The following is a 15,238-nucleotide window of genomic DNA, read 5'->3' on the forward strand; positions in this document are numbered from 1 at the left end:
GTTTCAGTGAAACACCTAACATCTGGCGTTTATTTCATCTTACATTGTTCAGTTTTCAAGGAACACTTTGTTTTCGTTGTCATCGCTTGTCGCGGTGACAGCTTATTTATGTTAACATAACTGTTTTGTTCTGTCAACATGTTTTTTTCTGAAGCATTTGCTCCCCGAAGAGAGCTTATATAGAATAACACTTTACTTTTATACTGTCAACCTATTTTTGACTAATTCCCTTCAATTTTTATTCCAGCGTTTTTTTGAATCGGAAGATGCTAGCGGTAAAGACAGCAAAGATAAAAGCAATCAGTGCAAACAGCTGAGACCAAAGATATTGCAGGCCGATTCCTTTTAAGATAATTGCTCTGACAATTTCCAGAAAGAAAGTCAACGGAATAACATTGCCAAGTGCATAAAAGAACAGAGGCATTGCCTCACGGGGAAACATAAATCCGGATAATAAAACACTGGGCAGAAAAACAAAAAAGGACATCTGCATTGCCTGCATCTGCGTTTTGGCTAAATTAGAGATAAATACACCTAAGGACAACGAGGCTATAATAAAAACGGAAGCTAAGGCATATAAAAGTCCCAGGCTGCCGCGAACCGGAATATCAAAGACAACAATTCCTACGGCAAGTGCTAATGTAATTTGCACATAGCCGACAAAGATATATGGAATAATTTTGCCAAGCATTAATTCATGCGCTTTTAAAGGAGTAACAATCAATTGTTCAAGTGTCCCTCTTTCCCGCTCCCGTACAATAGCCATAGAAGTTATCATCACCATCGTCATGGTCAGAATGACGCCGATGATACCAGGCACCATATAATAAGCGGAAACAAAGTCCGGATTATACCAAGGACGAATCCGCACATCATAAGGCATTCCTGTTTGGCTGATTCCGCTTGCTTGCAATTTGGCTGCTATGATCTCCTGCGATTTGAGCAGTCCGATCATTTGCGCAGTACTAATTGCCGATGACGCCGACATAGAGTCAGAGGCATCAACAATAACCTGCACTTGAGCTGCTCTCCCATGCTTGCGGTTCTCCGTAAAATCCGGCGGAAAAATAATCCCCACTTTACTCCTTCCACTTTCAATCGCTCTTGTAACATCTTCATAGCTTGCTCCGGTATACTTGATGTCGAAGTAACCGCTTGCCTCAAACGAAGCCAATAAATCACGGCTTTCGTGCTGCAGCGACTGGTCAAATACGATTGTCGGTAAATGCTTGACATCGGTATTGATGGCAAAACCAAAAACAATCAACTGAATAACCGGTAAAGCGATCATCATCGCAAAGGTTATCCGGTCACGTCGCATTTGAATAAATTCTTTTATCAAAATCGCTCGCAAACGCCTCATACCATCAACTCCTTTCTATGAGAGTTAACAAAATACACGAAAACATCTTCTAAGGATGGGGAAATAATTTCATAAGGATATGGGGAGAAAGCTGCCAATTGATCTGCTTGAACCAAAACGTGCACGGCATTGCCTTGCACATAGGCATCGACCACTCCTTCTTTTTCCTGGATTGCCGTCAGCAGCTCCATGGAGTGAGTATCTTCAATGCGAATCAGCGTATCTGTTATTGCTTGCTTTAACCCGGTAGGCGTATTGGACGCAATTAATTTCCCTTCAAAGATAAAGCCAATATCATCACAGCGTTCGGCTTCATCCATAAAATGAGTAGTAACTAGTATGGTCGTGCCGGCATTCGCTAAATCATAAATGATTTCCCAAAATAACCGCCTCGATTTAGGATCAACGCCTCCCGTTGGCTCATCCAGAAAAACAATAGACGGTGAATGCAGGATTGAGCAGCCTAGTGCCAGCCGTTGTTTCCACCCCCCTGACAAATTAACCGTCAACTCGTTTTCCCGGCCATTCAAACCAGCCATCGCAATCATCTGACTGATACGCGCTTGTTTGTTCTTGCCAGACAGGTTATACATGCCTGCATAGAATTCCAGGTTTTCCTTTACGGTTAAGTCCTCATAGAGACTGAATTTTTGGGACATATAACCAATATGCTGTTTGATTTGCTCTCCTTCACGGGCAATATCATAGCCAAGTACCGTTCCTTTTCCGGCTGTTGGCGCCAGTATCCCGCATAGCATTCGAATCGTTGTCGATTTCCCCGAGCCATTAGGACCTAGAAAACCATAGATAGAACCTTTTTTAATCCGCATCGTAACCTTATCCACGGCTGTAAAGCTTTCAAAACGGCGGGTGAGATTTTCTGTTTCAATAATAAACATTAGCTCACCTCATCTGCTAAATATACAAATACATCTTCCAGCGTAGGTTTCACTTCCCGTATAGCAAAAGCGGAAATTCCTGCGTCCTTCAGAGCAGCCTCTATTGCGGTCTTGGCACTGGCCAGCTCTTTTACCACTACATGATAGGCTTCGCCAAAGGTATTAACATCAATAACAGGGCAAGCAGACAAATGCCGCCTGATATCTTTGCTCTCAGTCCGGATTTCCAGTATGCGGTAAGGATAATTTTGTTTGAGCTGCTGCGGAGTATCGCAGGCAACAACCTTGCCGGAATTGAAAAAGGCGATCCGCGTACACAATTCGGCTTCATCCATATATGGTGTCGAAACAACAACAGTCATCCCCGTTTTGTTTAATCCGTAGAGCATCTGCCAAAATTCCCGCCGGGACACTGGATCAACGCCGGTTGTAGGTTCATCAAGAAAAAATAGTTCCGGTTCGTGCATCAAGCCTGCTGCTAAAGCGAGTTTTTGTTTCATTCCCCCTGATAACTTATCTGCTAACCGGTCCTGAAACGGCCATAAGTTAGTAAATTTCAGGATTTCTTCCGCCTGCCGCTTAATCTCTGCCTGTGAAGCACCGTAGAGAGAACCGACCAGGCGAATATTTTCCATTACCGTCAGATCGCCATACAGACTGAATTTCTGCGGCACATAGCCGATATAAGGTTTAATCTGCTCCAGCTTTGTTTTGTTCATGACGGTAATAACACCAGCAGAAGCAGTGAGAATGCCGATAAGCATGCGCATAGTTGTCGTTTTTCCCGCACCGTCAGGACCGACAAAACCAAATATTTCACCTGCTTGAACAGACAGGGAGATATTCTTTACTGCTGCCAGCGAGCCGAATTGCTTGCTTACATTCATCATGTGTATCATGGAATTCTCACATCAGCCGGCATACCCGCTTTTAATATGCCGTCCGGGTTATCGACCCGTACTTTTACACCAAATACCATATTGGCACGTTCACGCTGCGTTAAGCTTTGCCGCGGCGTAAATTCAGCTGTTTGACTTATTTCGCTAATTACTCCGTGAAAAATGCGCTCAGGATACGAATCAACTTTAACCTGAACCTCTTGGTTCAACGAAATTTGACCAAGCTGCGTTGAGGCAATATACACCTTCACCCAGCATTCGGAAAGTTTAACAACCGTAATAATGGGATTACCTGCATTTACATATTCACCGGCTTCTACATTTTTACTTACAACCGTCCCTACTCCGGGGCTAATGACGGTTGTATCATTTACTACCGTCCGGCTTGCTTCGACGATTGCCTTATTACGCTCTACTTCAAGACGCTGTGCATCCACAACATCAATACGGTTGCCTTCCTCTACTATGCCCTGGCGGGATTGAGCGGCCATATAGGTCTGATAAGCAACGTCCCTGCCAGCCTTACTTGATTCTAATTGCTGGGCAGATATTGCCCCTTTCGCAAAAAGCTCGGCATACCTTTGATAATCGCTTTGTGCCTTATTGTATAAAACCCGTGCCGATACAACCGAGGTCAGGGCATCTTCTTTCTCCTGCGGGCGAGAACCTTTTTGCAAATCTGTCAGCTGAATTTCCGCTCGTTTATAAGCGGCTTCATCCCGCAGCAGCTGGGCATCTAAATCAGGCCGGGAAACACGGGCAACTTTTTGCCCCGCCTGGACTGAATCGCCTTCTTTCACCAGCAGTTCAACAAGCTGCCCGCCAACTTTAGGGGAAATATCAACGCGTGTTACCTCAATTGTACCGGTTGCGGTCATCGTTTCTGCTTCGCGATGATACAGTTTATAGGCTGTAGCTGCTGCCAGTACCAAAAGCAGCAGACCAATGGCGACAATTTTTTTATTCATCTTCCTGCCTCCTCTCCAATCCCCGCAGATACAATTCAATAGCCTGGCGAATATATTCGCCACCTTGATTTATCCCTAAGAAACTGTTTGCAACCGGCCGGGCAATAAAATAAAAATTAAGAATACTGGCTAATGCTAATGCCGCATAGCCGGGATTAATATTTGCTTTGAATTGGCCTGCCTGAATACCTTGCTCAACTGTTTGGTACAGGAATTGATAGAGCCTGGCAATATTAGGCCTGACAATTTCCGCAAAACAGTTAGTTGGGTTGGTCATTTCACTTTGGCCCAGTCTCAACAACCAGGGAAGTTCTTGATGAATGTCCGCCATTGTCCAGGCAAACGCTTCCAGTCTTGGCTTAGGCGCCAGCGCTCCGGGAATTGCTTCAATTCGCGCTACCGCTTGCAAGAACTGATTTTGCAGCACTTCTTTATAAAGACCTTCCTTGCCGCCAAAGTAATACGAAACCAAAGCACTATTTACATTAGCAGCCTTAGCCAGCAGCCGAATGGATACCGCAGAATATCCTTTTTCTGCAAAAAGCTGTGTTGCAGCTGATAATAAGCGTTCTTTTGCATCTTGTTCACTCATTAGGCACCTCGTTTAATCAATCGTTTAATTAAACGATAGCACGGATTTTTCTGCAGTGCAAGTTATATTTGCGAATATTCGCTAAAAACCGCACAAAAAAATGCCCTGCTTACTCGCAGGACATTTTCTCTTACTCTTTAGGTCTAGGTGACAATCCGCGGCTTGGCTTGATCGGCCGATAAGCCCGCGGTGGTTGTAAAATCTCAGCAAAGATATAGCCTGTTTGAATGTTGGCCATAGTAAGCTGCCCCTGCCAGGGAGATGGCTCTGCTGCCACCACTGGAATATGTACCTCCGGCGGCATAGCTGCCTTGGGAGTGACGGTATTGGGCTTAACAATGGGCAGCGGCTCAGCTTTTGGCGCATCCGGATATGGCTTATGCGGCATAGATTCCGGAATTGTAGGATACTCATACTTTTTCGGTTTCCGGCGGAAAAGTTCCGGTAAGATATAAAGCAGGGCCATGATAATGAGGAGATATTTCAATTCCACTACAGGTCACCTACTTTTTTTGCTCATCAATTCTGGCTGAAGTGTTAGGACCAGCTTTGGCGATAGTCTCCCTCATCTGGGTATCGGCAAGAACATTATTCATATTATAGTAGTCCATAACACCCATATGGCCTTCTTTTAGTGCCACTGCTAATGCCCGGGGTACTTCTGCCTGCGCTTCCACAACCTTCGCCTGCATCTCCTGGGTAAACGCTTTCATTTCCTGTTCTTTCGCTACAGCCATTGCCCTGCGTTCTTCAGCTCTGGCTTGGGCAATGCGCTTCTCTGCTTCGGCCTGATCTGTCAGCAGCTCAGCACCAATGTTGCGCCCTACATCGACGTCGGCAATATCGATTGACAAAATCTCAAATGCTGTTCCCGCATCTAAGCCTTTTGACAATACCGTACGCGAAATATGATCGGGGTTCTCCAATACATCCTTGTGATCGGTAGATGAACCAACAGTCGTGACAATACCTTCCCCTACCCGGGCAATGATTGTTGCTTCACCGGCGCCCCCTACCAACCGGTCAATGTTAGCCCGCACCGTAACTCTTGCTTTTACCTTTAATTCAATACCATTTTTTGCTACCGCAGAAACGACAGGGGTTTCAATTACTTTCGGATTAACGCTCATTTGTACCGCTTCTAATACATTACGGCCAGCTAAGTCAATAGCGGCAGACCGTTCAAAAGGCAGCGGAATTTGAGCACGATGTGCGGCAATCAAGGCATCTACCACGCGGTCAACATCACCGCCTGCAAGATAATGTGCTTCCAGTTGGTTTACATTGACGTCCAGGCCTGCTTTATTGGCTTTAATTAAGGGCATTACAATTTGAGCGGGGGGAACACGGCGCAGCCGCATACCGACCAACGTAAAAATTCCCACATTTACACCTGCCGCCAAGGCTGAGATCCAAAGACCCAGTGGTACAAAATGAAGAAATACCGCAGCAACAACAAAAAACAGTAACACACCGAGTATCGGGATTAACAGGATTGACATTTACATTCCTCCTTATATCTACTCCACAATGGGATGAACCACAATCCGATTGCCTTTGACACTTACCACTTTGACCGGAATACCAGCAGGAAGAAATCTTCCTTCAGAAACGACATCCAATTGTACACCTTTCAGTTCAATTCTGCCTGCAGGTCTTAATTGCGTGATCGTAATTCCTTCACAGCCCAGATAACAGTCATAGTCCTGGGCACTGGTATAACCGGCCTGCGTCGTCTCGCTGTCTTTCAGGATGAGCTTGGTCCAAAGCTTGCTGGATGGCAGGTATCTGGCAAGTACAGCAAAAGCAATAATGGCAACGACAAGACTGATTGTCATTGTAGTGACAGCCGACAAATTAGCACCTAAGCTGAGGAAAAAGCTTGCCAAAATACTAGCCAGCCCGGCTATACCAAACAAGCCTGTTCCCGGCACATACAGTTCTACGACCAATAAAATGCAGCCCGCCGCAAAAAGCAAGATTTCCAAAAGGCCTGCCACTCCTGTCAGCCACTGACTGCCGAAGAATAACACTGCTGCCACGATTGCGACCAACGCGCCAACTCCGGTTCCAGCAGTCTTAATTTCAGCTAGTACGGCAAGGAAAATCAGCGATAAAAGTCCTGATTTAATAGCTGGGTTGGACAGCCAGCCTGCCAGTCGGTCTGTCCATTGCGGCTGGTACTCCACTACGGTTGCATCACTGAAACCATAATGAGCCAATACAGCAGCACGGTCCACCGCAACAAAATCGGCAAAGCCGACATCTTTTGCCTGATAATCGGTGAGCGCCAGTATCTGCCCTGGTTCTGCATACCCGGGAAGTCCCAGGGATTTATCCACCATAGCTTCGGCAACTCTGGGGTTGCGTCCAGTCTTATTCGCTGTAGCCGCAAACTCCGCTTTCAGTGCAGCTACTGTTTTTTCAGTGGTTGGTATAGGCTCTGCTGCGCCAATACTGCCTCCCGGAGCAACCGCAATACTTTGATGAGCCAGAGCAATTAACGCCCCCGCAGACCAGGCTCTGTTTTTGATATAACAAATCGTCGGTACCGGCGAATCAATAATGACATCCCGCATTTGTACGGCGGCATCAACCAAACCGCCAAATGTGTCCAGTTCAACCAATATAGCCCGGGCATTATTTTTTTGCGCTTCCTGAAACGCACGCTGCAGCAAAGCAGACTGACCACCATCAATTTCACCCTTTATTGTCACAACAGCAACGGATGAAGCCGGTTCAACTGCAGCAGAAACACCGAGAGTTACCCATAGTGCCAGGCAAAGGAAAAGTAAAAAAATACGCCTGATTCGTTCCATATTTCACCTCCAATGGCCTATATACTATATTCGCGGCATAACCCGTCCTTTCCTGTTTTCCAGATAAAAACTGTTGACTTGTCGTTTTCTGTATGTTATTGTCATATTTAGTTCATGTTAGTTATTTATTTACTTTCCTAGCTGTATATGTACGACCTAGTATATTTCCTTGGACATGCAATAACCGACCTGTCTATCTCCGGCAATTTATCCAGTTATTGTCGTATTATCTTAAGCAAATATCGCGCTAATTATCAACTTTTTTTATAATAAAATTCATTTCAACCCTGAGCAATTATCACACTCATTACTGCAGACAATTCATGAACGCTAAAATAAGTCAGGTTTTTACCTGACTTATTTTTTATGCATTTATCCCTAGATAAAAACTAAAACCGGTATCCTGGTCGGATACCGGCATGTGTTAGTTATTGAGCATTTCGCGAACGATTGTATTGACCAGCTTACCATCGGCACGGCCTTTTACTTTCGGCATCAGGGCAGCCATCACCTTGCCCATATCCTTAGCAGTCGAAGCCTGTGTTTCTTGAACTGCGTCGGCAACAAAGACCCGTACTTCCTCTTCCGTTAATTGCTGCGGAAGGTAAGCCATTAAGACAGCAACTTCTTTTTCCAGGTTTTCAACCAGATCAAGGCGGTTTGCTTTCTCAAATTCGGCCATTGCATCCCGGCGTAACTTCAGTTCTTTTGCCAAAACATCAAGAACTTCTTCTTCGGCCAGCTCTTTTTTGCGGTCAATTTCAACATTTTTAATACTTGCTCGAACCATGCGGATAACAGATAGCCGGAGTTTGCCAGCTTCTTTATCTTTCATGGCCTGTTTCATGTCTTCAGTTAAACGTTCCTTAGTAGACATCAGCGATACCTCCGAGACTAGCGAAAAGCCATCAGTGTAGTCCTGCAGAAGAACTGTTTAAGCTTTAAATTTACGTTTGCGAGCCGCTTCGGACTTTTTCTTGCGTTTGACACTAGGTTTTTCGTAGTGTTCGCGTTTTCTCACTTCCGAAAGAACACCAGCCTTTTGGCAAGAGCGTTTAAACCTACGGAGTGCGCTATCAAGTGTTTCGTTTTTACCTACCTTGATTTCTGACATCTGATCTCCCTCCCTCCACACTGACCTTCAGGGAAGTGCAGTTACTTCTACATACACCTAAGTATTATACCTAATATGACAAACATTGTCAACATTAACCTGGAGGCCAGGTCATCGCCCGACCGCCGAGAATATGACAATGCAGATGATGTACAGTTTGTCCGCCGTTCTCTTTTGTGTTCATAACAACGCGAAAACCTTCATCCGCCAAGCCAGCTTGCTCCGCTATCCGCTTTATGGCAGACAGCATCTGTCCCATTACGAATTGATCCTCTGGTTCGATTTCCAAAATGCTGGCAATATGCTTTTTGGGAATAATGAGCACATGAACAGGAGCTGCCGGATTAATATCAGGAAAAGCAATCAGCTGCTCATCCTCGTATATCGGTTGAACGGGTATTTCTTTTGCTGCTATTTTGCAAAAAATACAATCTTGCTGCATACAGCACCTCCTGTCGCATCATAGTACCAATATCCCAGCTATATCCAGAATTATTCGTCCTAGAGTACAATAATCCTGCTGCCTGAGGAGCATTGTTCAAAATTTAATTCGTAATTTGTCCCCAAATACCGTCTTTGTAATCCTTCTCGACGGCTACACGGCATAATTTCCCCTGCAGGGTTTTGTCCCCCGGTGCATAAACGCGAATATAATTGCCAGACAAACCTTCCAGAATACCGTCTTTTTCACCCTCGAAGAGAACATCTATCACGCTTCCGATAAAGCGATTGTTAAAATCTTTCGCAGCCTTATCAGCGATTACTTGCAGTTGATGGGCACGCTCTTTCTTTTCCTGTTCACTGACCTGTCCGGCAAAATTTGCAGCAGGTGTACCTTCGCGCTTTGAATATGGGAAAACGTGAATGCGGGCGAACCGCATCCGCTCAATGAATTCCAGTGATTCTGCAAACATTTCTTCTGTTTCGCCAGGAAAACCAACAATGATATCCGTGGATATAGCAATATCGTCTACCTGACGGCGAATATTTTCAATCAGCTGCTCAAATTCAGCCGTCGTATAATGGCGGTTCATTTTTGACAATATGGTATCATGACCGGATTGCAGCGGCAAATGCAAGTGCGGGCACAGGCGCTTGTCAGTGTGCATAAGGCTGATTAATTGCTCGGATATTTCAATCGATTCTAGAGAACCTAAACGCAGCCTCATAAGGTCCTGTACGTTTAACACGGCCCGGATTGCATCCGTCAACTCAAGTCCATTATCGTGATCGCGTCCATAAGCCCCTAAATGAATACCTGTCAGCACAATTTCCCGGAACCCGGCTGCAATCATTTTTTCAGCTTCACCAACCACACTGCTTAGTGGTCGTGAACGCAGCGGTCCCCGGGCAAAAGGGATAATGCAGTATGTACAAAAATTAGTGCATCCTTCTTGAATTTTCAAGAAAGCTCTCGTCCGCCCCGGTATATGAAACAAAGGAATATCTTCAAATTGCTCGGCAGACATAATATCAGCAACAGCTTTTACTTGCTGCTGCTTTGCTGTTGCTTCTTCAACCAGCTCTACAATTTTCTGGCGATCCTGTGTACCAACAATAACATCAACACCAGGAATAGCTTCCACCTTATCCGGAGCAATTTGTGCGTAACAGCCTGTTACAACGATAGCCGCTTCCGGATTCAGACGCGTTGCCCGGCGAATTAACTGGCGCGATTTCTTTTCTCCCAGATGAGTAACGGAACAGGTATTGATGACATAAATGTCTGCTTTAGCAGAAAAAGGAACTACTTCGTAGCCCCGCTGCTTAAACAGACCCTCTATTACTTCTGTTTCAAACTGATTTACTTTACATCCCAATGTTGTAAATGCTACTTGCGGCACACTCTAGCCTCCTAAATCACCATGCTCGTACATGACAGCGGCAATAGCCGCCAGAGCGGCTGTTTCTGTACGCAATATGCGAGGTCCCATGGTAACAATTGCCGCGCCCCGTTCTTGCGCTAACTGTACTTCCCGGCTGCTTAAGCCGCCTTCTGGTCCAATAATCAGCAGATAATCATTGCCAGGCTTCTCCCGCAGAACCTGCTTTAAGCCTAACGGTACCTGCCCCTCATACAAAACAATAATTTGTGTTTCACCGCCAGTTGCCGCCAATAGCTTGGCCAAATCCTGAACAGCAGCAACGTTTGGCACAATGGTTCGCTGACACTGCTTAGCAGCTTCGGCAGCAATTTTTTGCCAGCGCTCACGGCGATTTTGCTGCTTAGCTGCATCATATCGTACAACACTGGTATCGGCTTCCATAGGAATAATTTCACTAATCCCCAGTTCGACCGCCTTTTGCACAATAAAATCCATTTTATCACTTTTCGGCAGCCCTTGCGCCAGCCGGATTGTAATCGGGGCTTCCCGTTCTTCCTCCAGCATAGTCTCCATCGATAGAAACACTTCTGTATCGCTTGCCTGTGTGATTCTGGCAACAGCAGCTTGTCCCACCGGATCAACAACAACAACCTGATCCCCTGCAGCCAGGCGCAGCACACGCAGCATATGATGAGCTTCGCCACCGGCGACGACCATCTTGTCAGCCAAACGGTCAGAAAGCAAGAACCGGCGCATTATACTTCTCCCTTGCGGGCAACAATAGCCGCCCAGCCGCCTTCTTCCACAACTTTTTCAATCACAAATTGATGATCCAGCATTGCCGCTGTTACGTCACTTAAGCGTTCCGTAATAATTCCGCTTGCAATAAACACACCGTCATCTTTCAAACGAGGCGGCAAATCCTGCAAGATTTGAATAATAATATCGGCTATAATATTCGCTACAATAATATCGGCCTGACCATCAACACCTGTCAACAGATCCCCTTGTACAGCAGTAACCGTTTGTTCCACATCATTCATGGCAACGTTTTCCTGTGCGACTTTCACCGCAACCGGATCAAGATCAATTGCATGTACAGAAGCGGCACCAAGTTTTGCAGCAGCTACAGCTAAGATTCCGGAACCGGTTCCTACATCAAAAACCGTATCGCCTGTTTGCACCAATTCGTCGAGCAAACGGATGCATAACACGGTAGTATGATGCGTGCCTGTACCAAAAGCCATGCCGGGGTCAAGCTCGATAATAATATCATCAACCGCGGGGAAGTATTCTTCCCAGGAGGGCTTTATAACAATATGCTCGCTTACCTTCACCGGGTGGAAGTAATCTTTCCAGGCACTGGACCAATCCTCATCCTGCACTTCCACCCAATTTATCAAGCCGCAGCCTTTATTTAAATTATGCAATTCCAGTTCATTAACTTTTTGCTCAAACAAGCCTAGCTTGTCATCCAGCTGGTCATCAACAGGAAGATAAGCCTTAACCGTTACGATTTCAACGTCGGCAGGCTCCGGTATTTCGCAATAGTCCCAGGCCCCTGAGCTGCGATAGGCATTGATCAGTACAGGGTCCTCAATAATTACGCCGCTGGCACCCAAATCATGAAAAATATTAGCCACCGCTTCGGTGGCCTCATGTGTTGTTTGGATACTAATTTCCGCCCATTTCATTTTAGATCGCCCCTTTTATCAAACGTTATACACCAAAGGCGTCCTTCACTTTTTTAAAAAAGCTTTTTTGCTCTGGATTAGTATCTTCACCGCCATCTTTGGCAAACTCCAGCAACAATTCTTTCTGCTTATCTGTTAATTTCTTAGGCGTAATGACTTTTACCTTTACATGTTGATCGCCACGGCCTGAACCACGCAGATGGGGCACACCTTTGTCTTTCAGTCGGAAAACAGTAGCCGTTTGCGTACCTTCAGGAATTCTGAGCTGTACCTTGCCGTCAAGCGTCGGCACTTCAATTTCATCCCCAAGCGCTGCCTGTACAATGGTAATTGGCACTTCGCAAATGACATCATCGCCTTCTCTAGTGAACAGTTTATGCGATTTAACAAAAATATAAACATACAAGTCCCCTGGCTGACCGCCGCGGTTGCCTGCTTCCCCTTCGTGAGCCACTCGCAAGCAGGAGCCATTATCGACTCCGCCGGGGATTTTAATTTTGATCTTCCTTCTCGCCCGTACTTTTCCTTTGCCATGACATTCTTTGCAAGGCGTTTTTACAATTTTTCCTTCTCCACGGCAGCGATCACAAGGGCGAACATTTACCATCCGCCCGAAAGGAGTGTTTTGCACAACTTGCTGCTGACCGGTACCGCGACATTGCGAGCAAGTTTCAGCCTGAGTTCCTGCAGCCGCACCCGATCCGTGACACACGCCGCAGTCCTCTGTTCGGGGGACCTGAATTTCGGTTTCCATGCCAAAAGCTGCCTGTTCAAAGGTTATCTCCAGATCATAGCGCAAGTCGGCACCGCGTTCAGGTCCTGACTGCCGGCCGCCGCCAAACCCGGATTGACCAAAAAACATATCAAAAATATCACTGAATCCGCCAGCTCCGCCAAAGCCGCCGCCAGGAGCGCCGCCGCCGCCTTCAAAGGCGGCATGACCAAATTGGTCATATTGGGCGCGGCGCTCAGCATTAGACAGCACTTCATAAGCTTCGTTGGCTTCTTTAAATTTCTCCTCGGCCTCACTCGGGTTATCGCGGTTGACGTCAGGATGGTACTTGCGAGCCAATTTACGGAACGCCTTTTTAATTTCATCATCTGACGCCGTTTTGGCCACACCTAGCACTTCATAGTAATCTTTTTTACTCACTGTTACACCATCCCAAACTGATATTTAAAGTTGCTTATTTTTTCTTTTCATCATCGACAACTTTATAATCGGCGTCAACAACGTTGTCATCTTTGCCTGCTCCTTGTGAACCGCCGGCAGCATCAAATCCCGGTGCCCCTGGCTCGCCCTGGGCTCCCTGTTGATTATATACGGCAGACGTCAACTCATAAAGCGGTTTGGTTAATTCTTCAGTGTCAGCCTTGATTTTTTCGATGTCGGTACCTTTGAGGGTTTCTTTCAGTTTTTCAATAGCAGCCTGCACTTTTTCAACCAGCGCTTGGTCTGCTTTATCGCCCATATCTTTAATGGTCTTTTCTGCTTGATAAACAAGGGAGTCGGCGCTGTTGCGGGTTTCGATCTCTTCTTTGCGCTGTTTGTCTTCGGAAGCATGAGCTTCTGCTTCTTTTACCATTCTCTCAATTTCATCTTTGTTCAGTCCGCCGGAAGAAGTAATGGTAATCTTTTGTTCTTTACCAGTTCCCAGATCTTTAGCCGAAACATGAACAATACCGTTGGCATCGATATCGAAGGTTACTTCGATGCGAGGTACACCACGGGGAGCTGGAGGAATGCCGGAAAGTTCGAATCGTCCCAGAGTTTTGTTATAGGAAGCCATTTCGCGTTCCCCTTGCAGCACGTGAATATCAACGGAAGGCTGATTGTCGGCCGCAGTTGAGAACGTTTGGCTCTTGGATGTAGGAATCGTCGTATTTCTATCAATAATTTTAGTGAAAACACCGCCGAGAGTTTCGATACCCAGTGAAAGCGGAGTAACATCAAGCAGCAGTACGTCTTTTACTTCACCAACGAGTACACCGGCTTGAATAGCGGCACCAACTGCAACTGATTCATCAGGATTTACACCACGGTGAGGCTCTTTACCCAGGAACTTCTTGATAGCTTCCTGCACAGCAGGAATACGGGTTGAACCACCGACTAAAATAACTTTATCAATTTCTTTGGAGCTTAAACCGGAATCATTTAATGCCTGGCGGGTAGGTGCCATCGTAGCTTCTACCAGGTCGGCAGTCAGTTCATCAAATTTCGCCCGGGTAAGATTCATATCCATATGTTTCGGGCCGCTGGCATCAGCTGTAATGAACGGCAGATTGATGTTCGTAGTCAGTACGCCGGACAATTCAATTTTGGCTTTTTCCGCCGCTTCTTTTAAGCGCTGTACTGCCATACGGTCCTGGGAAAGATCTACGCCGTTTTCGCGTTTGAATTCAGCAATCATCCAGTTCATAACCCGCTCGTCGAAATCATCTCCGCCAAGACGATTATTACCGTGAGTTGCTTTAACTTCAAATACGCCGTCTCCCAGTTCGAGAATGGAAACGTCGAAAGTACCGCCGCCCAAGTCAAATACCAAAATGGTGTGATCCTCGCCTTTGTCAAGGCCGTAAGCCAGAGCAGCCGCCGTAGGCTCGTTAATAATACGCAATACTTCCAGACCGGCAATCGCACCGGCATCTTTTGTTGCCTGACGCTGGCTGTCAGTAAAATAAGCTGGTACCGTAATAACTGCCTGCGATACCTTTTCCCCTAAGTAAGCTTCTGCTTCTTGTTTTAATTTTTGCAGAATCATGGCAGATATTTCCTGCGGGGTATAATTCTTATCATCGATTTTTACAGTATGATTAGTACCCATATGCCGTTTGATTGAGTGAATCGTACGGTCAGGATTTGATACAGCCTGGCGTTTGGCCAGCTGTCCTACCAAACGTTCACCGGTTTTGGAAAAACCAACAACAGACGGTGTCAGACGTGCGCCTTCCGCATTTGGTATAACTACAGGTTCGCCGCCTTCCATTACAGCGACAACCGAGTTGGTAGTACCTAAGTCTATTCCTATTACTTTTGCCATTATTCTATTCCTCCTTAAATTTG

General features: G+C 46.0%; 16 protein-coding genes. All 16 read right to left on the reverse strand.

Going from position 1 to position 15,238, the window contains the following annotated elements:
- Positions 1-238 precede the first annotated feature (238 nt).
- The 16 genes from EV210_RS12450 to dnaK all read right to left on the reverse strand — a co-directional run bounded on the left by EV210_RS12450 (position 239) and on the right by dnaK (position 15,215).
- Complete coding sequence (locus EV210_RS12450) at positions 239-1,363, reverse strand: ABC transporter permease (RefSeq protein ID WP_132080890.1); 1,125 nt, start codon at positions 1,361-1,363, stop codon at positions 239-241.
- Positions 1,360-2,262: an ABC transporter ATP-binding protein gene (locus EV210_RS12455; protein WP_132080893.1), complete on the reverse strand. Its 903-nt coding sequence runs from the start codon at positions 2,260-2,262 to the stop codon at positions 1,360-1,362. Before EV210_RS12455 ends, EV210_RS12450 begins: the two co-directional genes overlap by 4 nt.
- The gene (locus tag EV210_RS12460) at positions 2,262-3,161 is read right to left on the reverse strand and encodes an ABC transporter ATP-binding protein (protein WP_132080896.1); all 900 of its coding nucleotides are present in this window, start codon (positions 3,159-3,161) and stop codon (positions 2,262-2,264) included. Before EV210_RS12460 ends, EV210_RS12455 begins: the two co-directional genes overlap by 1 nt.
- Entirely contained in the window at positions 3,158-4,129 is a 972-nt protein-coding gene (locus EV210_RS12465; protein ID WP_132080899.1) for an HlyD family secretion protein, read from the reverse strand. The genes EV210_RS12460 and EV210_RS12465 overlap by 4 nt, the downstream gene beginning before the upstream one ends.
- Positions 4,122-4,721, reverse strand: a complete 600-nt coding sequence (locus EV210_RS12470) for a TetR/AcrR family transcriptional regulator (protein WP_132080902.1) — start codon at positions 4,719-4,721, stop codon at positions 4,122-4,124. Before EV210_RS12470 ends, EV210_RS12465 begins: the two co-directional genes overlap by 8 nt.
- Before the next feature lie 130 nt (positions 4,722-4,851).
- Complete coding sequence (locus EV210_RS12475; protein WP_132080905.1) at positions 4,852-5,214, reverse strand: hypothetical protein; 363 nt, start codon at positions 5,212-5,214, stop codon at positions 4,852-4,854.
- 10 nt (positions 5,215-5,224) lie between these two features.
- Positions 5,225-6,223: a flotillin-like protein FloA gene (gene floA / locus EV210_RS12480; protein WP_132080908.1), complete on the reverse strand. Its 999-nt coding sequence runs from the start codon at positions 6,221-6,223 to the stop codon at positions 5,225-5,227.
- A gap of 18 nt (positions 6,224-6,241) precedes the next feature.
- The gene (locus EV210_RS12485; protein ID WP_132080911.1) at positions 6,242-7,540 is read right to left on the reverse strand and encodes an NfeD family protein; all 1,299 of its coding nucleotides are present in this window, start codon (positions 7,538-7,540) and stop codon (positions 6,242-6,244) included.
- 424 nt (positions 7,541-7,964) lie between these two features.
- Positions 7,965-8,417 (reverse strand): GatB/YqeY domain-containing protein, encoded by a 453-nt coding sequence (locus EV210_RS12490; protein ID WP_132080914.1) that lies wholly within the window; start codon positions 8,415-8,417, stop codon positions 7,965-7,967.
- Between the two features lie 57 nt (positions 8,418-8,474).
- Positions 8,475-8,654, reverse strand: coding sequence for a 30S ribosomal protein S21 (gene rpsU, locus EV210_RS12495; RefSeq protein ID WP_132080917.1), 180 nt, complete (start codon positions 8,652-8,654; stop codon positions 8,475-8,477).
- Positions 8,655-8,748: 94 nt separating this feature from the next.
- The gene (locus EV210_RS12500) at positions 8,749-9,096 is read right to left on the reverse strand and encodes a histidine triad nucleotide-binding protein (protein ID WP_132080920.1); all 348 of its coding nucleotides are present in this window, start codon (positions 9,094-9,096) and stop codon (positions 8,749-8,751) included.
- Between the two features lie 103 nt (positions 9,097-9,199).
- Complete coding sequence (gene mtaB / locus EV210_RS12505; RefSeq protein WP_132080922.1) at positions 9,200-10,498, reverse strand: tRNA (N(6)-L-threonylcarbamoyladenosine(37)-C(2))-methylthiotransferase MtaB; 1,299 nt, start codon at positions 10,496-10,498, stop codon at positions 9,200-9,202.
- Positions 10,499-10,501: 3 nt separating this feature from the next.
- The gene (locus tag EV210_RS12510; RefSeq protein ID WP_132080925.1) at positions 10,502-11,236 is read right to left on the reverse strand and encodes a 16S rRNA (uracil(1498)-N(3))-methyltransferase; all 735 of its coding nucleotides are present in this window, start codon (positions 11,234-11,236) and stop codon (positions 10,502-10,504) included.
- Positions 11,236-12,174 carry a 50S ribosomal protein L11 methyltransferase gene (gene prmA / locus EV210_RS12515; protein WP_132080928.1) on the reverse strand — a complete coding sequence of 313 codons (939 nt, stop codon included), beginning with the start codon at positions 12,172-12,174 and terminating at the stop codon, positions 11,236-11,238. Before prmA ends, EV210_RS12510 begins: the two co-directional genes overlap by 1 nt.
- Before the next feature lie 25 nt (positions 12,175-12,199).
- Positions 12,200-13,327, reverse strand: a complete 1,128-nt coding sequence (gene dnaJ, locus EV210_RS12520; RefSeq protein WP_132080931.1) for a molecular chaperone DnaJ — start codon at positions 13,325-13,327, stop codon at positions 12,200-12,202.
- A gap of 34 nt (positions 13,328-13,361) precedes the next feature.
- On the reverse strand, positions 13,362-15,215 hold the full coding sequence (dnaK, locus tag EV210_RS12525) for a molecular chaperone DnaK (RefSeq protein WP_132080934.1): 1,854 nt from the start codon (positions 15,213-15,215) through the stop codon (positions 13,362-13,364).
- Positions 15,216-15,238 lie beyond the last annotated feature (23 nt).

Origin of the sequence: Anaerospora hongkongensis (genome assembly GCF_004339805.1) — a bacterium.
GTDB lineage: Bacteria > Bacillota > Negativicutes > Sporomusales > DSM-15969 > Anaerospora > Anaerospora hongkongensis.